Origin of the sequence: Streptomyces sp. NPDC019396, from assembly GCF_040632375.1 — a bacterium.
Lineage (GTDB): Bacteria > Actinomycetota > Actinomycetes > Streptomycetales > Streptomycetaceae > Streptomyces.
In genome coordinates this window covers 23,884-44,893 of record NZ_JBEYBS010000019.1, presented here as the reverse complement: position 1 = coordinate 44,893, position 21,010 = coordinate 23,884, and the positions used below count along the sequence as shown (strand labels likewise).

Below are 21,010 nucleotides of genomic sequence, written 5' to 3'. Positions count from 1 at the left end.
CCGATGACGGCTCGCACGCCGCGGCGGCCACCGCTCCAGCCGCCGCCAGCAGATCCGGCCCGAGCCGCGGGCCCCGGGGGGAGACGTTTCGAGGCCCTGCGTCGGCCGCAGGGGTGATCGAGTTCTTCATCTGGCCCAGCGGTTGCGGCCGGGGCGCATCGACTGGTCTCGGGCGGCGCACAGTCAGGGGCGTGGATATCGAGCGGATCGCGGACGAGCTCTACCGGCTGCGGCCGTCCGAGTTCGTGGCGGCGCGGGACACGTACGTCGCCGAGGCACGCGAGGCGAAGGCCACCGCGACCGCGAAAGCGATCGCTGCCATGCGCCGGCCGACGCTCGCAGCCTGGGCAGCGAACCTACTGGCTCGCGAACGGCATGAGGAAGCCGCGCGGTTCCTGGCTCTGGGGGAGACGCTCCGAGAGGCTCATCGGACACTCGATGCGAGACAGCTGCGGGCGGCGAGCGGGCAGCGGCATAAACTCGTCACGACGCTCGCGCGCAAGGCCGCCGTGCTGGCCCGCGACGCCGGTCAGCCGGTGAGCGACACGGTGCTGCACGAGGTCGAGCAGATCCTCCAGACCGCTCTCGCCCGCCCGGATGTTGCCGCGCAGTGGGCGAAGGGACGGCTCGTCACGGTGCCCGATGCCGCGGTCGACTTCGACATCATCACCCCGGCGGCTGTGCCATCCCGACCAGCACCCGCCGAACCCGCCCCGCATCGAAAGATGCAGAAGCACGACGAACAAAGGAATCGCCATGAACTTGAGCGTGCTCGCGGACAGGTACAAGACGCAGCCGACGAAGCTCACAGACGAGAGCGGGAACTAGGCGAAGCGCAGGACGCACAGCGTAAATCGGACGAGAACGCCCAGCGGGCAGCAGAGCGGGTGCGCCGCTTGGAGCACGAGCTGCGGGAAGCCCAGCGTGCCCGGGCCGAGACCGCAGCGGTCGCGGAGGAAGCCGGCGCGGCGGTGACCACAGCCAGGCGCACCTTGCGGGACGCGCGCCAGGCCGCAGAAGCGGCCTCCCGCACCCTGGCACATCTGGAGCAACAGGAATAGCCGCACACTGTTCCCCTGAAGACGCCCGGACTCACGACCCGCGCAGTCCTGCCGTTCTTCCGTCCACGGCGGTACTGAACGGACGTGACGAGGATCAGCGGCCTGTCCTGCCGGCCGTCGCTGATGTGCTTGGCCGGGTCGGAAAAGGACAAACTCGAGATCATCGCCGCCGGGGGACGCCATCTCCATCGCCCCAGCCGGTTCTCTGGCCGTCCACATGCGCCCCGACCTGACCGCCGTGCCTCTCCAGGGTGTCGAACCCGGCCGCGTTGTCCTCGCCACCCACGCCGGCGACAGCGTCCGGCTCCTCAGCGCCTTCCGCCGTGCCGCACAGACCTGTCTGACCGCCCCCACCACCCCAAGACGGGCCGGGATGAAAGAACATCGCCACGGCTCCCGCCGCCGCGGCCGCACCGCCGCGGCCAGGACGCACTGGTCGCGGAGTGGCTGCGGATCGTCGCCGCCGACCACCAAGCGGCCTTCGACCGGGTCGCGACCGAACAGCCCGGTCGCCCCAGGGACCAGATCCTGGCCCTGGCCCGCTTCATCGCCGAGGAAGCCGCGGCCGTGATCACCTTCGTACCGCAAGGCGCGTAGGTCAGCACACGCAACGGAGGCATCGATCAAGCGGGGGACCGCCTGATGAGAATCGTCGAGGGGATCTTCTCTCAGCACCGTGCTCCCCTCAACGCAGCTCAGGTCAACGCAGCTCAGGCAACCAGCGATTGACCGCCCCGCACGCGCGCCCCTCAATACCAGGAATCAGCCGCGCGTTCGCACCTCCCGCAAAGGGGACGACAGGTGCTGCGGCATATGGGCGAGCGCGATGATCAGCGGCACCGGCATATAGACGGGCCAGTGCTGCCGCCCCACCAAGTAGGACACGTACCCGAGCTCACGGCTCGCCCGTATCTCTTCGTCGGCCTCTGCCTGGTACACGACTCGGCAGCCGCCCGCGGCACCTTTGGCCCGCTGCCACAGTGCTGGCGCGGGCTTCCGCTCCTCCTCGGTGCGCGGGGTGAAGATCCGGTCTCCGAAGGCCGACCAGTTGAAGGGAGACGAACCCTTCCAGTCCCTGTCGATGACTCGCTTCAGCTCCGCGGCCCGTTCCGCGTCGCTAGCGCCCCAGGAAGACGGCACGTTCGTGATCAAGCCGAGGGGTATGTCGCGGGCGCGGAGCGCGCGCAGATAAGTGGCCGCTCCCGGCATGTACCTGATGCTCTTGTCCTCGGCCGTGTGCACGAGTGTCTCACCGAGGTCGAAGTACACGACCACGCACCGGCCGTCCCGACCGGAGCCGGTGCCGGTGTGCGCGGCGTTCACCGTGCGGGGTAAGGGCTCGGCGCCGCCCGCGGCGGAGGCCGACCCGGTCATCGCCACCACACATCCGAGGGCCAGCACCATCCGGCCGGTGATCCTGCGAGCGGAAGTCTTCTTCATGGGACCGCCTTCCCGTTGGAGCTCCAGATCACATGTACGTCATGTTCACTTCATACCCGCGTACGCGAGACTCGTCCCTCAGACGTGACACCAGCCCGGAGCCATGCCGCAGCCGTATCGCCGATGCCTCGACGAGGTCTGCTCGTTAGGTGAGGACGCCGCACACCTTCACTGAGTCGGCGCGTTGAGGGACCCTGACCGCGCCCGGGCAGGGTTCCCTCCCTGGAGATGGCGGTTGGCTCGGGCCGGTTATCAGAGCGGCGGCCAAGAACCCCGGCATTTCGGACGCCGCCACCTGTTGCCGCCGCCACCGACGAGCCGGCGCGATGCGCCGGCGGGTAATGAGATAAGACCCACTCCGCCATCGGGTGTGAACGGCGCGGCTACGAGGCGCGCCCCCGTGAGCGTGGCATCCGCCACCTTCCCGGACTCTCGGCGTCCGAGCGTCCCGGACGCAATCCGGTGCGGCCCGCCATCGGACCGCAGGTCACAGCCGGTGCGGTGCCTGTGCGCGGCCAGGTGTGTCCCTCCGGGCGACACGGTGCCGCTTCCCGGCGCCACCGCTGCCCGCGAGGGGGAACTGGCGAGCGCGACGCGCTGTCCGACCTGATCGGGACGGTACGGTCGAGCCGCAGCTGCGTGAGTGCAACTGTTCGCACGCGGCAAGTATTCTGCTTGTGCCGCACGGTCCGCGTGTGGCTCAAGGAAGGGGGAGGTCGGCTGTGAGGAGCGGAGGGCAAGGTCAGGAGGCACCGGGGCCGAGGATGCCGGTCCCGCAGATCCCTCTGGCCCGCCTGTCACCGGCCTGCCTCGCGACGGACGGCGACTCCTTCCTCACGATCCTGCTCGTCGAGGACGACGACGGTGACGCGCTCCTCGTGGAGGAGACCCTCCACGACAGCGGCCTCTCCTTCCGGCTCACCCGTGCCCGGTCCATGGCCGAGGCGCGGAGGGAGCTCAGTGGCGAGCACGGCCTTCCCGCCCAATGCATCCTGCTCGATCTGCACCTGCCGGACGCTCAGGGACTGGACGTCGTCGGCCAGGTGCTCGCCGAGGCACCCCGCACGGCGGTGGTCGTGCTGACCGGGCTGGCCGAAGAAGGCGTGGGACTCTCCGCCGTCGCGGCGGGCGCCCAGGACTACCTGATCAAGGGTGTCTTCGAGCCAACCGCGCTGGCACGCTCGGTCAGATACGCAGTGCAGCGCCGCCAGATCGAGCAGGCGGCGATGGCCCTGGAGGCCGGCCGTATGCGCGCCCAGGAGAACGCCCGGCTCGAACGGGGTCTGCTGCCCTCGCCACTCCTGCACAGTGCCGGGGTGCGGGTCGTGTCCCGGTACGAACCGAGCAGGTCTCTTGGCCTGCTCAGCGGGGACTTCTACGACGTCGTGGAGGCCCCGGACGGCACGGTCCACGCAGTCATCGGCGACGTCTCCGGCCATGGCCCCGACGAGGCCGCGCTAGGAGTGTGCCTCCGTGTCGCCTGGCGCTCCTTCACACTCGCCGGTGTCACCGGCGCCGCCGTGTGTGAACTGATGCAGAAGGTCCTGGTGGCCGAGCGGACCGGCGTCGAGATCTTCGCCACGGTCACGACCGTGGAACTGCCCCCGGGCCTGACGAAGGCGAAGGTCGTCCGCGCCGGACACCCGCCGCTGCTGCTGAGGGAGCCGGGGGGAGTGCGACTCGTGGAGACCGCAGTCGGGCCGGCGCTCGGCTTGCTCCCCGACGGTCTCTGCCACTGGCGGGACGACCATCTGGACCTCCCGGCCGCCGGGGGCCTGGCCCTGTTCACCGACGGACTCTTCGAAGGGCGTGTCAGCTCCGACGGGGGACGGCTCGGTGAGGACGGCCTGCTCGCGCTGGCCGACCGCTACACCGGCCGGCCCGCCGAGGAGTTCGTCACCGCGGTGATCGAGGAGACGCGGGCCCTCTCGGCAGACCACGGCGGCCACAGCGACGACGTCGCCCTCCTCCACCTCGAATGGGACAAGCAGACGTGACCAGCCATGAAGGACCGCCCATCCCGGGCGCCACACCGACCAGGCGGGACCGGCGCCCCAGGCTGACCGTCCCGATGTGGCTGGGCATCGTCCTGGCCGCCATCCTCGTCGTGGTGACGGGCTTCGCCGCCGTGGGGGCGCAGCTGCTCTCCCGGACGGCCGCCGAGTCCGACGACCTCGTCGACCGCATTCAGCCGGCCCGAGTTGACGCGTACCGGATGCAGAAGGCGCTCCTCGACCAGGAGACCGGGGTGCGCGGATTCGTCCTCAGCCGGGACCCCCGTTGGCTGGAGCCCTACACCCAGGGCCACAAGGAGGAGGAGTCCGCCCTGCGGGCACTGCGGGAGGCTCTCGCCGGCGAATCGTCCCTGCTCGCCGTCGTGTCAGCGACGGAGGAGGCGGCCGACGCCTGGCGGACCGGTTACGCCGGGCCGCTCGTGGCACGGGCCCGCGAGGGCACTCTGCCTGCGTCCGCGACCACGCAACTCCAGCAGAGCAAAGCCGCCTTCGACCGGCTCCGTGAGCAGTTCGACGCGCTGAACGAGACCCTCACCGCCGAACGGTCCACCGCAAGAGCGGAAATGCACCTCACCCGCGCCGGACACAACTGGGCCCTCGCCGGGATGCTGGCTGCCTTCGTCGTGTTCGTCGTGGTGTTGGTGGTCGTGCTCCACCGGGCCGTCGGACGGCCGCTCGACGAGCTGCGCACGGCGGCCCGGCGGGTCGCCGACGGCGACTTCGAGTACCGCATCGAACCTGGCGGGCCCGCGGAGACCCGGCACCTCGCCGCGGCTGTCGAGGCGATGCGCGTCCGGGTCCTCGACGCCCTGAGGGCCTCGCAGCAGCGTGAGGAACTGCTCGCCCAGCGCACGGGCGTCCTCGACGAACAGGCGTTGGAACTGCGCCGCTCCAACGCAGATCTCGAGCAGTTCGCCTACGTGGCCTCGCACGACCTCCAGGAGCCGCTCCGGAAGGTGGCCTCTTTCTGCCAGCTTCTCGAAAAGCGGTACGGGGATCAGCTCGACGACCGGGCCAAGCAGTACATCGGCTTCGCCGTCGACGGCGCCAAGCGCATGCAGGTCCTGATCAACGATCTGCTGACCTACTCCCGCTTGGGACGGCTCAACGACGCCAGTGACACCGTCGGCATGGACTCCGCGTTGGACGCGGCGCTGGCCAATCTCGCCACGGCCATGGATGAGGCGGGCGCCGTCGTCGAGCGCCCTGACGACCTCCACTGCACCACAGGCGATCCGGTGCTACTGACGATGCTGTGGCAGAACCTGATCGGCAACGCGGTGAAGTTCCGGGCCCCCGACCGGCCGCCGCTGATCCGCGTCACCGTCGAGGCCAAGATCGACGGCGAGGTCCGGGTCTGGCACTACTGTGTCGCCGACAACGGCATCGGCATCCCGGAGGAGTTCGCGGAGAAGATCTTCGTGATCTTCCAGCGGCTCCACGGCCGGGACGCCTACACCGGTACGGGCATCGGCTTGGCCCTCTGCAAGAAGATCGTGGAGCACCGCGGCGGCCGGATCTGGATCGATGCCGAGCAGACCGAGGGGACGAGGATCCACTTCACCCTGCCGGTCGCACCCGCGGGGGAACCCCCCGCGGAGACGGCGTCCACGGGTGCGGAACCGCTGCCCGCACCTGGCCCGTCCCCGCACGGCCGAGCGTCCTTGACCACAGGAGATCACGTATGAACGCCACCAAGCCCATCGAGGTACTCCTCGTGGAGGACGACCCGGGCGACGAGCTGATGACCCGCGAGGCGTTCGAGGACAACAAGATAGGCAACACGCTTCACGTCGTGCGCGACGGTGAGGAGGCCCTGGACTTCCTCTACCGGAGGGCGGCCCACCAGGACGCCCCGCGCCCCGACCTGATCCTCCTCGACCTCAATCTGCCCAAGTACGACGGACGCCAGGTGCTCGAGCGCATCAAGGCCGATGCGGAGCTCACCCACATTCCCGTGGTGGTGCTGACGACGTCCGCGGCGGAGGAGGACATCCTGCGCAGCTACCGGCTCCACGCCAGCGCCTACGTCACCAAGCCGGTCGACCTCGAGCAGTTCATCGCCGCGATCAGGAAGATCGACGACTTCTTCGTCACGGTGGTACGGCTGCCCCGCACCTGAAGGAGCCCGGCACGTGGCCAACGGCCCCGGGCGGGGAGGCGGGGGCCCGGACCCGCGGGACCGTTGGCTTGGGCGTGAAAGGGGCGGGGCCGACCGCTCCCGGGCGAACGGGGCGCAAACGGGTGGCTGGAGACGGCCACTCCGACGATGCGCAGTCGTGCGCACCACGCGGCGAAGGAACGCGTTTCCCGGTCCGTCGACCGTCCACGAGGGCCTCGACGTCACGCGGCCTGGGGCTGACCGGCCGGCCGTGCCCCGCTGTGCTTTCCGCCCGTTTCGTTTTCTGCCCGCCGGGAGGTGCCGTCGCGCGGATTCGGGGTAGGAGAGCGCTGATCCAGAGACGGCAGGGACGAACGGACGACCAGCAGATGAGTTCGAGTGTGATCGGAACGGGCCACGGCGCTGCCGCAGCATGGGCCGGAGACGCGTGGGCCGGCGCCGTGTACGACGGCGGCCCGGGGAGCATCGCCGAGGCCCGCGGCTTCGCCACGCGCTTCCTGGTGGACAGGCACGGTTTCGACCCCGCTTCGCAGGCGGCGGGTGCCGTCCAGCTGATCGTGTCAGAGCTGGTGACCAACGCATGCAAGTACGCCCAAGGGCCGTGCGCTCTGGACCTGGAGAGGACTCCCTCAGGCATCGATGTCACCGTGTGGGACAGCAGTTCGGCGCTTCCCCTCGCGCGGGCCGCAGAGCCCGGACGCGTCGGCCAGCACGGACTGGAGATCGTCCTGGCACTGTGCGACGGGTTCACCGTCGCGCGCGAGCCGGTCGGCAAGCGCATCACGGTGCGCATCTCCTGCCACTGACCGCCCGCCGGACTGTCCGCCGCCTGCCGACCGTGCGGCACGACGGCGCCGCGCCAGGGACGGGGCGCGCTGTCGTCCAGGTCGTCCCTGATGTCCAGGACGTCCCCCGCCGCCCGCTCTTCCGCCACCGTTCAAGGCGTGGGCGCCGCCCGCTCGACGGCGGTGAGTGCCGCCTCCACGTCCTTGTGGACATCGGTCGTCAAGCTCAGCGCCGTGAGGTCGAACAGCTTGGCGACGGGCGGTGTGGGCGCCGCCAGGTGCAGGTCGCCGCCCGTCGCCCGGGTCTCGCGGGTGGCCCGTATCAGCACGTTCAGCCCAGAGGAGTCCGTGAAGTCCACGGCGGACAGGTCCGGTGCCAGGTGACAGCGGCCGTGGAGGGCCTGGTTCGCCGGGTGGTGATGAAGGATCATCGCCGTGTCGAGGTCCAGTTCGCCGCGGGTCGTCACCAACGCCGTATCGGGTGGTGGATCTCGACCTCGACGTTCCAGCTTCTGCACCATGAGTGCATGCCTCCGCTTTCGGATGGTTCGTCGGCCGGAGCGTCCGTGCGGGCGCCGCGCGGTGGATCGCAGATCCCTGCCGGCAGGAGCACCTGTGCCCCGTGTCGCCGCTCGCCCACCAGCACTTAGGCTTGAGTTGCCGCCCAGATATCATTGCTGCATGACAAATGTTGCTCTCGGTTTATAGACTCACGTGCTCGTGTCCGGCGTTCGTGGCCCCGAAATCCGTGGATGCGTGCACACTGACAGCATGCTGGGCTGGTACCCCCGGCACGACGAGAATCGGATGACGTGGACAAGTTCGCTGGTCTCGAGCAGGCCCTGCGCGGCGCCGCCCCTCACGCCCTGCTGGATGTGGTGGGCGCGGCTCTCGACGAGCGGTACGGCACCGCCGAGGTGGAGCTTCGGCTCGCCGACTACGGGTTGCGGTCACTGCAGGCCGTGGACCCCGGCACCCGCCCGTCGGAACCCGTGCCGATCCACGGCACCCCCGAGGGCCGTGCCTTCGGCTCCCAGGAGCCGTACGCCACCGAGGACGGCGGTGGCCGAATCGCCGTGCACCTGCCCGTCACCGTGCGTGGTGACCGACTCGGCGTACTGACGGTGCGGATGGCCGTAAGCGCCTTCACCGAGGCCGACCTCCCGGACCTCCGGCTGGCCTGCGAGGCGCTCGGTCACGAGATCCTCGTCGCGGAGCGGGACACGGAGCTCTACGTCCTGGCCCGCCGCGCGGAACGACTGACCCTAGCGGCCGAAATGCAGTGGCAGCTACTCCCCGGCCGAGCCTGCGCTCGGGACGAGTTCGCCATCGGCGCCCAGCTGGAACCCGCCTACGCGATCTTCGGCGACAACTACGACTGGTCCGTGTCGTCCGACCACCTCACCATGGCCGTCACCAACGGTATGGGCGACGGCATCGAAGCAGCCCTCCTCAGCAATCTCGCGGTCAACGCCCTGCGCAACGCCCGCCGGGCGGGTCTCGGACTTGCCGATCAGGCCGCCCTCGCCGATCAGGCCGTCTACGCCCACTACCGGGGCCGGGCGTACGTGTCCGTGCTCCTGCTGCGCTTCGGCTTGGCCACGGGCGAGGTAGAGGTCATCGACGCCGGGTCACCGCGGCTGTGGCGCCTCCGCGACCGAGAGGTGAAGCCGATCCCGTTCGACGCTCAGCTGCCGCTCGGCATGTTCGAGGAGACGGTGTACGTACCGGAACGGTTCACCGTGCTCCCCGGTGACCGTCTGGTCTTCGGCAGCGACGGCGTCTACGACGCGGTGTCCCCCGCGAGTGAGTCCTACGGGCAGCGGATCCTCGCCCGCACGCTGCTCGCCACGAGCCTGCTCCCGCCCACCCAGGTCCCCGGGGCAGTGCTGCGCGAGCTCGCCGGCCACTGCGGGGACAAACCCCTCGAAGACGACGCGCTTGTGGTCTGCCTTGACTGGTTCGGACGGGAAAGTGGTGCCGGCGGGTAGGACGCACGCCACGGTGTGACCGGGTGGGATGCGACGGTCTCCGCGGCTGGCAGCGCCGTCGGCGGCTATGCGGGTCTCGAGGAACCGCCGCCCGGACCGGGGCCGCGTGCGCCGTCCGCCTCCATGGCCTCAAGGAATCCGTGGAGTCCCTCGAGCAGCGCCACACGGGACGCCGGCTCCATCGCCTCGATCGCCGCCAGCAGGACCGCCTCACGCTGGGAGCGCAATTCCGCCAGGTACGCCCTGCCGTGACCGGTCAGGCGGATCGTCAGCTCCCTGCGGCTCACCGGGCTGGGGGTGCGTTCCACGAGTCCCATGGTTTCCAGCCGGTCACACAGCCTGCTGACCGACGACGGCGCTGAGTCCAGCACGTCGCCGAGCGTGCGCAGATTGACCCCGTCGGCGCGCTCCAGGCTGTACAGCACCCGCAGCTGTGAGGCGGAGACGGCCGCGGTGTCCCTGCCCCGTTCCCACAGGATTTCGAGCATCTCGATCACATCGCAGGCCGCCCGTGCCGCATCGGTCGTCCGCCGCGAGCGTGGAGCCGGACTCGTGCTCATGCCGTGACACTCCAAATCAGACGTGTTCCGCCGATACCGCGGACTCGGTGCCGCGCACCCTGCCTCTCGCGCGCCGGCGGCGGACGGATAGCGGTGGCCGGGGTTCTTGCGGCCGGCGTCGTCGCTCGAGCAGGAGGCGGGTACGGGCAACCATATCCGTCCCTCTTCTACCCGACCGGCCGCCGAACCCTGTGCCGGTGGGGGAACCATCCGGTGTGGCAGGCGTGAAGAACGCCCGCCCTCGGACCGCTCGGGCGGGTCAGGCGGAACGTGCGCTGTCGTCCCGACGCAGCCCCGGCGCGGAGCCCGTCTCGCCGAGCGCGTCCCGGAAGCTGGACAGGCCCAGGAGCAGGGACCTGACCGTGGCCGGGGTCATCGCTGTGATCACTTCGAGCAGCGACGCGTCACGGCGGCTGCGCAGCTCCTCCAGATACGTCCGGCCGCGGCCGGTCAGATGAAGCTCCAGCTCGCGTCTGCTGACCTGGCTGGGCAGCCGCCGGACGAAGCCCAGGGCCTCGAGCCGGTCGCAGAGCCGGCTAACGGAGGGCGGGGCCGAGCCCAGCAGCTCGCCCAGGGTCCGGAGATTGATCCCCTCGTCTCGGTCGAGGGTGTAGAGGACGCGGAGCTGCGACGCGGAGACCGGCGCGTACGGCACCTCACGGCCCCGAGCCCACACGACCTCGAGAAGTGCGACGAAGTCATGGCTCACCACCGGGTCGTCGCAACAGCGAGGCCCGGAATCAGAGTGGTTTGCGTCCATACCTTCCGACACCCCGAATCGGTCACCCTCGTTTCGCGGGCCAGGGCAGCGCCGCAGATCAGAGACAGGAGCCGTCCCCGCCACCGCAACCATATCTTTTTACCGGCAACGGACACCCGGGTCCACGGCATACCCGCACGGCGACAGCCACGCGGGATCTATGGCCGGGCGGGGGTGCGGGCATCTGTCCGGGGCCGCCGGCGTATGACCCGCGGGGTGTGCATCCTGTCCCGGTGAGACGCCCGCCCCACGCCACGGCCGGTGAGTCCCACGCATGCTCTCGCTCCCACCGCTTGCTTCTCCCCTCCGACGGCGAACACCACAGGGGATCCAGCCCGCCCCGCGGGCGTACCCGGCGGCAGGCCTGTACCGACCAGACCTCCGGCAGGCTCCGGCAGGTCGGGGGACCAGTCCAACTCACCGCGGGCGCCGAACTCGTCGAGGACCAGGCGGTGGAGCTTGGCGCAGTCAGAGGCAGCCGCGCCCCTTGTTCGCGCTGCAGCTGATGCTGCAGGGTCGTTCCCGCGACTGATGAGAAAACGTGTTGGCCGGCTGTCGGCAAGCTGCGAAGATGCCTCTGTTTCCCAGGCGGAGGATATTTGTTCGTTTTCGTGTGTGCTGGATGCGGCGGCGAGTTGACCGCTCCGCTGTCCCAGGTCTCACTGCCAGTCCACGCCCGTCAGAAGTACGGGAACGGGACCCGGCTTCCGGTGCTCATGCAGCCTGGGACGTTTGCCGTGGACCCGGACCCCTGGGGAGGGCCGTGGCGGATGTGGGACGAGATCGATCCGGGCGAGGCGGAGGCACGCGGCATCTATGCGCAGGCCTACGCCCTGTCCGACAGCACGCCCGGGGCGAGTGTCATCGCGCCCGGTGATATCCGTGGAACCCGGCTGATTCCTGAGAAACGCGGCGGTGCCTGCTGTGGCCTCGACGGAGCTGACGGTCCCAACATGGCCTGCGAAGCATGCGACCTGCCGGTGGCGACCAGAATCGACGACTGCTCGCTCTGGCAGGCAGTGCGGCTCAGCCCGGACGCCGTGCACCGCATCCCCGCTGACGGCGTCCACACCGCACCCCTCTCCTGGGCGGAGCTGGCAGAGAATGGGGAGAAAACGCCCCCCTTCGAGCCGATCGCCACGTGGGGAGGACGGTTGGGGCCGAACCACTACTGGTCGTGGAGTCCACAATGGGAAGCGGCAGCCGGCCATGCTATCGCCCACCTGCTGGTTGCCTCCCAAGGGAAGCCGGTAAAGGTCCCGGGCGGTCTGAGCGCGGATGTGTTCCAACGAACCCTCGACGGCCTGCTGCCCGCAGGCCCTTCGACGCGGCGCGCCGTCCTGGCTGGACCGGGACGGCCCTCCCTCGACGTAGGCGTCGACATCCTCCTCGTACCGGTCCACCCCCAGACAGGTCACACCTGGAGCGCCGCCGACCCGGCTGCATCCACATACCCGGTGCCCCTGCCGCTGGGGGTGTGGCTGTGGCTGACCTCTCCCCAGTCATACCTGCCGTTTCCCGCGTCGGGCCGCATACCCCAGGACGTTCTCCGCGACGACCCGCTTCCACTGCTCCCCAACTCCCTCTTCCGGGCCGACCGGGGAACCTTCCAGCACACCTTGGCCCGGCTACCAGCCGTTCGCAGCCCGTGGCTGGGCACGATCCTCAAGAACCTCGTGCAGGGCACCGGGGCCGACCTCTTCTAGCGCTCTGACCGCACATGTTCGCCGGGTTGGTCGTGCCCAGCGCCGGCGGGGCGCCCGCCCCAGCGGATGTCCCTCTCGCTACGGATCCGGTTCGCCCCTGGAATCCACCTGTGGCGTGAGGGCTTCCTGCGCTCAGACTGTGCTGCGGAAGACGTACGCCGTCATCGGGGCGGTTACAGGCCCTGGGCCCAGACGGGCCGTCATCTCCTCGATGACGGTGGCGCGGGCGGTTGGCTCGTCGCCGCGTTCCTCGACGGCCGCGCGTACTGGCGTCCCGGTGAGGAACCCTGTGGCGACGTCGGCGGCTGACGCGGCCCGGCCGTCCAGCGTCAGCTCTTCTTCCTCTTCCATCGCGAACCCGGCGGCTGCCAGGTCATCGGCCACGACGGCGGGGTCGGCGTAGCCGTGCGGGACCGTCGGGAGGAACTGCGGCGGGTCGATCGGGAAAGCCCGCTCCAGGCCGGCCTGCACCGCGGCTGTGAAGGCGTGCGTGCTGAGCGGGCCCCAGGTATTGAACAGGAACCGGCCGCCCGGAGCCAGCACCCGGCGGGCCTCGGTGAAGGCCGCGACCCGGTCGGGGAAGAACATTACGCCGAACTGGCAGACCACCAAGTCGAAGGCTCCGTCCGGAAACGGCAGCCGCTGCGCGTCGGCCTGCCGCCATACAGCGCCCGGGGCCTGCCTCGACCCGAAGGCCACCATGGCTTCGTTCAGGTCGGTGGCCGTCACCTCGGACGTTGGCGCTGTCGCGAGCAGGACCGAAGTCAGCACTCCAGTCCCCGCGGCCAGTTCGAGGGTCGTTCGGGGGTGGAGTGCCGCCGCTCGGGCGGCCAGGTCCTCGGCGAAAGGTCGGAAGAGCACCGGCACGAGGTACTCGTCATAGGCCGTCGGCATGGACTCGGACCATGCTCGGTCTGGGTCGGTTCCCGTCATCCTCATCACGGTAGAGCCGCCCCGGGAATGACCCCACACGCCACGCCGCCCGGTTGCGGGAACGCTGCGCGCCGGCCCGCCGGTCAGCGGACGGCACCAGGGACCGGCTGCTGGCCCACGTCCAGCGTCACTCCGACGCGGTCGGCGCTGCCGACTGGACGATCGTGTGCGCGGACTTTGTCACGGTGAGAGCCCACCAGCACGCGACCGTGGTGCTGTGCCTTGCCGGCATGGGCAGAGTCCAAAAGCTGTTGTGGCCGGAGACGAACAGAGCGGCATAGGACCCCTTCCCGACATGCGCGACAGAGGTGGCTCGACTGCTGGGTGTCGAAGACGTCGCCGTGAAGCCGAACGGCCGGCAGGCCCGCCACATCGCTCGTGCTGTGTGCAAGCCCTCGCTCGAATGCGCAAGTCTGCCTGATGAGCTTTTCGCCCCGTTGATGGCTGCAGCCGAGGAACGCGACGAGCATCGCGTCGCCGTGATGGAGGCCGCCGGGATCATGGCACGCACGCCGCGGACATCCCGCGAATGCAAACAGGCGGCCACAGACTTCCAGTTGTCCTGGCGCGTGGCGGAGAGCCGCGAAGAGCGGGCGCGGCAGCTGGCCGGCTCCGCACTAGCGGTACGGGCCGCACTCGCCCAAGACGACGCGCTGCGGAAGGCGAAGGCCTCGGATAGAGAAGTGAAGCATGGCGAGAAGAAGCTGGGCTGGCGGCTGCGAGGGTGGCTGGCCGACGCGATCCGCGACGCGTCCTGACGCGCATGTGGTTCGTGACCGTATTCGGCCCAGTGCCCCGAGCCCGCAAGACACAGGGATGGATGGACCTCGCCATCCCGGGTCATGGCCTACCGGGTCACCTACGGAATCACGGACCACGCCGTCGTACTCGGACCGGAGCCTGTCGACCATGGACCGCGCCTCTTCCCGGTACCGGCAGCTCATGAAAGAGCTGTGCCATGGTAGGCGGCCGAATCGTCGATCGGGGCCGCAGCACCGCGGGTGCTGCAGCCCCGATCTTGCCGACTGGACCAGTGTGAAATGCACGACAGGTCGACCAACACCACTGAACCGGGCGTCACGGTCGTGAGTGCCGCGTCAGCCAGGCTTTGCCCGTCAAGGAGCGGCGGCCGGTGTGGTGCATCGTAAGGCGTCGGATCTACCTCGTAGTGGGCCTACTCGGTTGATTCGATAATGCCGCGAGGCGCCGAGCCGGGCGTCGCGACGGGGCGAACGTTGGCTGACGCGGTACTAGCCGCCGGCGGCCTCCCTGAAGGAGCGGGCGATGGCCCGGTCATTGTCCAGGGCACTCATCCGTACGGGGCTGCGCTCGTCGTCCAGGACAACGGCGCGGAGCACTGTTCCGACGGCCGCTTCCTGGTCGCCGTCCGGCCAGCGGGGGTCCTTGGCGTTGTCGATCAGCCCCGCGGTGCCGTCCGGAAGCACCACATCCAGCCCCCAGGGTCGTACCGCGACGACCTGGACGTCGTATTCGCGATGGAGTATCGAGGGCATGTCGTTCGGCCTCCTCACGGCTTGGGTATCCAGTTGCGCTCGACGGTCAGGGAGTTGAACTCGGCCAGCCTCTTGTAGTCGATCTCCCACTCGATTCTGGGGGTTCCATTCGGGCCCTTCCAGTCGTAGCGCTTGGCAGCCGTGGCGAACTGCACCAGGAACTTCATGTCCATGTCGTACCTCAGCATGCCGGAGGCGTACGTGCCACGTCCCCAGTACTCGGCGGCGACGCTCTGCTCGCCGAAGTACACCTTGCCGTTGCTTCCATCGTCCGCCGCCCGGGCCGGGTTCGGGCCGTGTGCCTTCTCATAGGCCACGTCCACGGTCTTCGGGGTCCGGTAGATGGGGAACGTGCAGTCCGTGTCCGACTTCGGCTTGTCGCCGGAGGACGCGGCTGACCGCTGGACGGCCGAGGCCTTCGACTGCCGGCCCGGCTTGGTGCCGCCGGAGTTCCGGTCACAGCTGACGCCGAGTCGGTCCAGCTGCTTCTGGGCGTCCTCGATCCTCTCGGTGACGGCGTCGACGTTCTTCCGGGCCTTGTCGACCTTCTCCAGGAACCCCTTGATGCCCCAGATGGCCTTGCTGATCTTCGGCAGCTTGGTCCCGATCTTCGCCAGCTTGGCCGGGCCCGCGTTCTGGACGATGGCCCAGATGCAGATCCCGATATCGGGGTCGTCGATGCACTCCTTGATGTCCTCCGCGAACAGCTCCACCAGGATTTCGGCGCCGTTGTCCTTCAGGTAGTCCAGGAGGTCCTGGCCGGAGAGCTCCCGGGCCAGCGCCAGTTCCTCACCGCTCAGCCCGGCTTGCTCCAGGGCGTACTCGGTGGCCATCCGCATGACCAGTGCGTCCAGGGCCTCCGCGCCGCTGCCGGGATCTCCGCCGCCGCCGGGCTGCTGATCGGTGTACTTCGGGTTCTTCTTGGCGGCCTCGGCCAGTTTCTTGCGCTGCCTCTCGCGCTCGGCCTCCTCGGCGCGTTCGGCGGCCTGGTCGGCCTCCTTCGCTGAGGCATCGGCGTTCTTTGCCGCGTCCTCAGCTGCGACCGCATACCCTTCCGAGCGGTCGGCGCTCTGACGCGCGGTGGCGGCGTCACTCTCCGCCGTCGCGGCAGCGCTGCGAGCACTGTTCGCGTCCCGTTCGGCGGCCGTGGCCTCGCTGTCGGCAGCGGCTGATTCGCTTTCGGCTGTGCTTGCGGCGGAGTCGGCCGCGAAGGCGTCCTCGCCTGCCTGCTTGCTCCACTCGGCGGCTCTGGCGTCGGCCTTCTTGGCGGCTTCGGCCGCTTTGGCCGCCTCGGCGGCGGAAGCCTTGGCCCGCTTGACCGCTTCGGTCGCGCGTGCCGCATCCGCAGCTGCCTCGGCTGCGGCCTGTGTGGCCGCCTTCGCGCTTGCGGTGGCCTTGTCGGCCAGCGCCTTGGCGTCAGCAGCGGCCTTCGTCGCCTCCTTGGCCTTGGCTTCGGCAGCGGCGGCCTGCTGTTCGGCGAGTGTCTTGGAGGCCTGACCGACCAGTACGGCGAACGCGGCGGAAACATCGACTTCGCGATAGGGGCTGCCGAGGGCGATAGCCTTGTCCGCAGATATCGTCACCTGCTTGGCCGCATCCCGGGCAGCGACGGCGAACTGGGCAGTGGCCATGGCGTGGCCCGCCGCGACTGCGGCCCACTCGCGCGTCTTTCGCGCTTCATCCCTGGCTGCGGAAGCCTGAGTGCGGGCTGTGACAGCGGCAGCGGCGGCCTTCTTGGCCTCGGCCTCGGCATTCCTCACGTTCTGCGCTGCAGCGGCGGAGGCGTCGATCGCCTCGGCTGCGGCGGCGTGCGCACGGGAGGCGGCAGCGCTGCTGGCCATGGCCGCAGACCAGGCTCCGTCTGCGGCGGCACGTGACCTGGTTGCTGCTGCCTTCGCGCGCGTCGCCGCAGCACGGGCCGCGACGGCGGCGCTGCCGGCCTCGTTGGCCGCGGTACGTGCAGCCGTTGCCGCGATAGTGGCCTCATTGGCCGCGGTCCGGGCTTCGGTCGCGGCTTGCCGGGTTTCGGCAGCGGCGTCAGATCCGTCGGCGGCGGCAGCGGCGGCCTCAAAGGCCGCAGCACGCGCGGCTGTGGCTTGCTCCTCACGCTCCGCGCGGACCGCCTCATCGCGTGCCTGAGCGGCACGCGCCTCCGCGTCCTTCGCGGCCGCGTGCTTCGTCGCGGCAGTGGATTCGGCGGATGTGGCGGTCGACATCGCCGTCGAGGCCTTCACCCGCTCCTCTTGGGCGCGCGCCTCTGCGGCCTGAGCATTCCCGCGTTCCCGCGCAGCGTCCTTTCGCGCCGCGGCAGCTTTGTCCCGCTCCGTCTCGGCGACTCCACGCAACTCCTTGGCCTTGCCGGCCTGAGTGCGGGCGGTGGCTTCCTCCTTCTCTGCGGTCGTCTGTGCGTTCTTCGCCTTGGTGGCGTTGTCCGCGGCTTCCTTGGCCTGCTTGTCCGCCGCGTCAGCCGCCGCCTTGGCCTGGGCCGCTGCTTCCTGCGCGGCAGCCTTGCGGAACTCGGTCTGCAATGCGTGCGACTGCGTCTTGGCGAGCGCCAGCAGTGTCTGGCTGTCGCTGGCGGTCGCCTTCGCGGCGTTCGACGCCGTGAGAGCGGTCTTCGACGCTGCCTGGGCGGCCGCGTACGAAGCCCTGGCCACCTGCACCGACTGCTGGGCGTACATCAGGCCACGGCCACGCGGCGTCTTGGCCGCGTCCGCGATGGCCCACGCGGTGCTCTGGGCTGCGACGGCCTTCTCGGACGCGGCCTTGGCCGCCGCGACGGCTTTGTCCGCGATCGGAACCTGAGCCGCCGCTGCCTTGCGCGCCGCGTCCAGGTCCTTCGTGGCCTGCGTGAACACGGCAGGCTTCGGCTTCAGGATGCTGTCCTTCTGAGCCGCCCAGTACTTCTGGAAGTAGAGGATCTGGTCGGCCTGCCAGGCCTGCCGGATCGCCTCGACCATCGCCTCGGTGGCGACCCGGACTTCCTTGGAAGCGGCGGTCTCGGCAGCGACGATGTCCTTGCGCTGCGTGGTCTGCGAGGCATACTCCGCCGCCCACTCGGCGTGCGCGTCGACGACGGCTCCGGTGAGCGCGCGGTAGTGGTCGATCGGGTTGTCGCTGTCGCAGCCGGCCCAGGCCGCCTTCAGCGCCTCGACCTCGGTGCGATGCTCCATCGAGCCCGGCTCCGGGGCCTTTGTCGCGAAGCCGCCGAAGCGCAGGAAGCTGGCGATGTCGTTGGCCGAACCAGGAGCACTGTTCTGACCGTTGTTCATGCCCACCAGGGCGTCTGCGGCGACGGGCTTGTACGCGGTGGCCCACGTGTCACCGGTCGTGTCGAGGGCGGCGAGGATCTCCTTCGCCTTGTCCAGGGCGACTTTGCCGGGCCGGGGCGTCGGATCGTCGCTGACCTTGAACGAGAACTCGCGTTCGGCCCGGGCGAAGGCGACGATGTCCGCTCCGAACTCCGGGGCGTGGTAGTCCCGCCCGCCGGAGGAGTTCGTCGAGGCATAGGGCTTGTTGGTCGTGTTCAGCTTCTCCTGGCGGGCCTTCCAGGCATCGCTGCGAGCGCCCTGGGCCGCCTCGTCGCGCTTCTGCGCCTCGCCCAGCGGACCGTAGCCCCAGTACCAGTCCTTCCAGGCCGCTGCCACATCGGTGTCCGTGCCGGACAGTGCGGTGTTGGCGATCCCCTTCATCTCGGGGCCGCCGTAGCGGACGGCTTGCGCCACCTGGCAGCGGTCCTTGCGAGCCTGCGCTCCCAGGCTGATTCGCAGGGTCCTCTGATACGGATCGGTGGGGTTGTCCCCTGGTTCATCGGCCTGCGCCGGGACCGCGTACACCAGCCCCATCAGCAAGGTCGAGGCGGTGGTCAGCGCGGTTGCCGCGGCCCCCCGTGTCAAAGCCGCACGCCTCGCGCGCGGATCCTTCCGTGGAAATGTTCTCAACGCTCGTCAGTCCGATTCTTCTGGGAACGGGTCGCGCCCCGGGAAGAAAACAGGTGGTGATGACAGGACGACGCGTCGTGCCAAGCCATCTGATGGTCAGTCAGACGACTGAGATGTGGAATCGCCTCTCGGCGCACCAGTCGTGTGCGCCGCCCCCGCCTCCCCCTGAGGCGTAACGATCTTCGCACGTCAATCACGCCCGCGGGAGGCCCGAGGAGTGCGGAAATGTCATGGAAGGTGCCATTTTGGCCATGCTTGATATGTGAAGAATTCCTTCTGAGCGAGTGCCTAAGCGCCTTCAAAGCTTCAAGATGTGGCCCTATTGAGAGGCATCCGGCATCGGACCGCCCTCGGCTGACGACCCGAATGCTCGGCGAAACGGCCTCCGAGTTCGGCGGTGCCACGCCCGTCGGCTGGCAGTCCAGTGCTTGACCACCAGCGTTGGTTCGTTCTCGGGGGGTTGAGGCCCGGCCGCGGGCGCCTCCGGTTCTGTCGCCGGGAACTGTTCAGGCGCGAATGGCGGAAGCTTTGGCTTCTCGGTCGCCATCTCCGGCCTCACTCAGGGCCAGTTCCTGGTCGAGGCTGGGTTGTCGTTCCTGGATACGGTGTACGGGGTCAAGACTGACCGCCCTCGCTGACGATGAAGGCTACCGGGGCCTCGTGAGGCTTCTCTGCCACGACGACGGGCGCCCGCCGGAGTGCTCCCTGTCGAACGAGTCCTGGGAACACCACGTGCACAAACTCGTGATGGCCAGCGCCAACCGCAACGCCGGACTGTTCGCCGAACTGGACGTCGCGTCCGAAGATGGCTCCGGGCGGGCGGACGTGATGGCGACCTCGCCTGACGGCACGCGGCGGATCGCATGGGAGGCGCAGCTCTCCCGATCCATCAAGGCACGCACCGACCGGTACGCGGCCGAGGGAATCCCCGTGTGCTGGGTCTCCCCACAGAAGCGGCCGCCCGGATGGATCGGGTCTGTGCCGGCCATCCGCGTGCGGTCGCCCGAGGAGTCCGATGGCTCCTGGATCGTGGATGACGGACTGGGGCGCTTCAAGGCCGGCCGCGGCTCCTTCCAGGAGGAGTGGAGAGGCTCCTTGTGGATCTCCTGGTGATCCGCCACAACGGCGCACTCGACATCGACGACCACGAAGGTCGTGGAACCGAACGTTGCCGCGCCCCGTCCGCCCAGCCCGCCCGTGCGAGCCTCGGCGATTCGGCCAACCCCGCGGCTCAGCACACCCGTTGCGCCGGACGGGTCCATGCATCTTCCACACGCCGCCACCCGCTCTATCTCGGGAAATCCGGAGCGACTGAGACACGCCAGTTCGATATCTCGGCCAGCTCGTTGAGCCTCACGGACCAGCCGTGACCGACAGATCGGGGGAGCAGCTTGAGCACGGGCAGTACATCCGCGCAGCAGGCCGAGGACGTAGCGGAGTCCTCCAAAGGACGCTGTGGGCGCGCCGCAGGAGGAGTTCCTCTACCGGGATACCTCCCGGCTCCAGGCCGGTGCGCAGATGACGAGCATCACGATGGCGCGGTGCCTGCCCGTGCTGGTGCTGCGGTCGTTGAGGATGGCCTGTCGGGTGGACCGGGCCGCGACGGCCGGACTGCTCGCCTGCCAGGTCGGTACCGGCGTTCTCGCGGCCCTGGGTCTGCTGGCGGTCACCGGGACGTTGACCGCGCTGATCTCCTCCGGAGACATCTCCGACCGGCTTTGGGAAGCGGCTCCGCGGTTGACCGTCATCGCGACGGCGGCTGGACTTCGCGCGCTGCTGGGCATCACCGTGACGTGGCTGACCGGGAGCGCGCCGGTCTACGTCGGGTACGGCCGGGTTCCGGCCCGCCCGGCGAAGAGCGAGCCGGTGCACTATCACCTCGAACTCGGATACGCGTTCAGGACGCTGAACGCGGCGTCGGACAGATTCAGGAGTCCGAGGTCACGCGGCGCCGGCTGGCATCCGCTCGCCGAAGCCGCACGCCTCGTCGGGCACCGGATCCAGCGAGCCGCTATCGTACCGGGACCGTCGGCCCGGCGAGGCCCGGTGACGGTTACCGTCACCGGGCCCCGAGGCGACCGAACGCGTGGACCGTTCCGGCCTACCGGTGCCTGCCCGGCAGCGAGGCCGTGAGCCTGTCGGGGTCGGCGGTGAACACACTCTCCCTGCCCGCGCTGGCGAT

At 69.5% G+C, this 21,010-nt stretch carries 16 protein-coding genes and 3 pseudogenes; 12 read left to right on the top strand and 7 right to left on the bottom strand.

Annotated features, from left to right (window positions below; translation table 11 throughout):
• Positions 1-191: 191 nt before the first annotated feature.
• Positions 192-1,061, top strand: a complete 870-nt coding sequence (locus ABZ532_RS21855; RefSeq protein WP_361286081.1) for a hypothetical protein — start codon at positions 192-194, stop codon at positions 1,059-1,061.
• Between the two features lie 423 nt (positions 1,062-1,484).
• A pseudogene (locus ABZ532_RS21850) lies at positions 1,485-1,790 on the top strand (TetR family transcriptional regulator); the annotation flags it as partial.
• Between the two features lie 33 nt (positions 1,791-1,823).
• Here the strand turns inward: ABZ532_RS21850 and ABZ532_RS21845 are convergent.
• Entirely contained in the window at positions 1,824-2,501 is a 678-nt protein-coding gene (locus ABZ532_RS21845; RefSeq protein ID WP_361286078.1) for a hypothetical protein, read from the bottom strand.
• A gap of 764 nt (positions 2,502-3,265) precedes the next feature.
• On the opposite strand from ABZ532_RS21845, the gene ABZ532_RS21840 reads away from it, so the two are divergent.
• The 4 genes from ABZ532_RS21840 to ABZ532_RS21825 all read left to right on the top strand — a co-directional run bounded on the left by ABZ532_RS21840 (position 3,266) and on the right by ABZ532_RS21825 (position 7,444).
• Entirely contained in the window at positions 3,266-4,498 is a 1,233-nt protein-coding gene (locus tag ABZ532_RS21840) for a SpoIIE family protein phosphatase (protein ID WP_361286075.1), read from the top strand.
• Positions 4,495-6,204 carry a CHASE3 domain-containing protein gene (locus ABZ532_RS21835; RefSeq protein WP_361286072.1) on the top strand — a complete coding sequence of 570 codons (1,710 nt, stop codon included), beginning with the start codon at positions 4,495-4,497 and terminating at the stop codon, positions 6,202-6,204. Before ABZ532_RS21840 ends, ABZ532_RS21835 begins: the two co-directional genes overlap by 4 nt.
• Positions 6,201-6,638 carry a response regulator gene (locus tag ABZ532_RS21830; protein ID WP_361286069.1) on the top strand — a complete coding sequence of 146 codons (438 nt, stop codon included), beginning with the start codon at positions 6,201-6,203 and terminating at the stop codon, positions 6,636-6,638. Before ABZ532_RS21835 ends, ABZ532_RS21830 begins: the two co-directional genes overlap by 4 nt.
• A 368-nt stretch (positions 6,639-7,006) precedes the next feature.
• On the top strand, positions 7,007-7,444 hold the full coding sequence (locus ABZ532_RS21825) for an ATP-binding protein (RefSeq protein WP_361286066.1): 438 nt from the start codon (positions 7,007-7,009) through the stop codon (positions 7,442-7,444).
• 131 nt (positions 7,445-7,575) lie between these two features.
• Here ABZ532_RS21825 and ABZ532_RS21820 read toward each other — a convergent pair whose 3' ends face one another.
• Positions 7,576-7,890: an STAS domain-containing protein gene (locus tag ABZ532_RS21820; RefSeq protein WP_361286355.1), complete on the bottom strand. Its 315-nt coding sequence runs from the start codon at positions 7,888-7,890 to the stop codon at positions 7,576-7,578.
• Positions 7,891-8,235: 345 nt separating this feature from the next.
• Here ABZ532_RS21820 and ABZ532_RS21815 point away from each other — a divergent pair, with 345 nt between their 5' ends.
• On the top strand, positions 8,236-9,414 hold the full coding sequence (locus ABZ532_RS21815) for a PP2C family protein-serine/threonine phosphatase (protein WP_361286062.1): 1,179 nt from the start codon (positions 8,236-8,238) through the stop codon (positions 9,412-9,414).
• A gap of 65 nt (positions 9,415-9,479) precedes the next feature.
• On the opposite strand, the gene ABZ532_RS21810 is transcribed toward ABZ532_RS21815, so the two are convergent.
• Both ABZ532_RS21810 and ABZ532_RS21805 read right to left on the bottom strand, forming a co-directional pair.
• On the bottom strand, positions 9,480-9,974 hold the full coding sequence (locus ABZ532_RS21810; RefSeq protein WP_361286059.1) for a MarR family transcriptional regulator: 495 nt from the start codon (positions 9,972-9,974) through the stop codon (positions 9,480-9,482).
• A gap of 259 nt (positions 9,975-10,233) precedes the next feature.
• Positions 10,234-10,734: a MarR family transcriptional regulator gene (locus ABZ532_RS21805; protein ID WP_361286056.1), complete on the bottom strand. Its 501-nt coding sequence runs from the start codon at positions 10,732-10,734 to the stop codon at positions 10,234-10,236.
• Between the two features lie 599 nt (positions 10,735-11,333).
• Here ABZ532_RS21805 and ABZ532_RS21800 point away from each other — a divergent pair.
• Positions 11,334-12,440: a hypothetical protein gene (locus tag ABZ532_RS21800; RefSeq protein WP_361286053.1), complete on the top strand. Its 1,107-nt coding sequence runs from the start codon at positions 11,334-11,336 to the stop codon at positions 12,438-12,440.
• Positions 12,441-12,572: 132 nt separating this feature from the next.
• Here ABZ532_RS21800 and ABZ532_RS21795 read toward each other — a convergent pair whose 3' ends face one another.
• Positions 12,573-13,373, bottom strand: a complete 801-nt coding sequence (locus ABZ532_RS21795) for a class I SAM-dependent methyltransferase (RefSeq protein WP_361286050.1) — start codon at positions 13,371-13,373, stop codon at positions 12,573-12,575.
• Positions 13,374-13,450: 77 nt separating this feature from the next.
• On the opposite strand from ABZ532_RS21795, the pseudogene ABZ532_RS21790 reads away from it, so the two are divergent.
• Together ABZ532_RS21790 and ABZ532_RS21785 are read left to right on the top strand one after the other, a co-directional pair.
• A pseudogene (locus tag ABZ532_RS21790) lies at positions 13,451-13,579 on the top strand (IS5/IS1182 family transposase); the annotation flags it as partial.
• A gap of 102 nt (positions 13,580-13,681) precedes the next feature.
• Positions 13,682-14,131 (top strand): hypothetical protein, encoded by a 450-nt coding sequence (locus tag ABZ532_RS21785; RefSeq protein WP_361286047.1) that lies wholly within the window; start codon positions 13,682-13,684, stop codon positions 14,129-14,131.
• Between the two features lie 492 nt (positions 14,132-14,623).
• Here ABZ532_RS21785 and ABZ532_RS21780 read toward each other — a convergent pair whose 3' ends face one another.
• Both ABZ532_RS21780 and ABZ532_RS21775 read right to left on the bottom strand, forming a co-directional pair.
• Entirely contained in the window at positions 14,624-14,887 is a 264-nt protein-coding gene (locus ABZ532_RS21780; RefSeq protein ID WP_361286044.1) for a hypothetical protein, read from the bottom strand.
• A 14-nt stretch (positions 14,888-14,901) separates the two neighbouring features.
• Positions 14,902-18,783, bottom strand: a complete 3,882-nt coding sequence (locus tag ABZ532_RS21775; RefSeq protein WP_361286041.1) for a hypothetical protein — start codon at positions 18,781-18,783, stop codon at positions 14,902-14,904.
• Between the two features lie 777 nt (positions 18,784-19,560).
• On the opposite strand from ABZ532_RS21775, the gene ABZ532_RS21770 reads away from it, so the two are divergent.
• A complete protein-coding gene (locus ABZ532_RS21770) occupies positions 19,561-19,941 on the top strand; it encodes a hypothetical protein (RefSeq protein WP_361286039.1) in 381 nt (126 codons plus the stop codon).
• Positions 19,942-20,283: 342 nt separating this feature from the next.
• A pseudogene (locus tag ABZ532_RS21765) lies at positions 20,284-20,634 on the top strand (ABC transporter); the annotation flags it as partial.
• Positions 20,635-21,010: the final 376 nt, after the last annotated feature.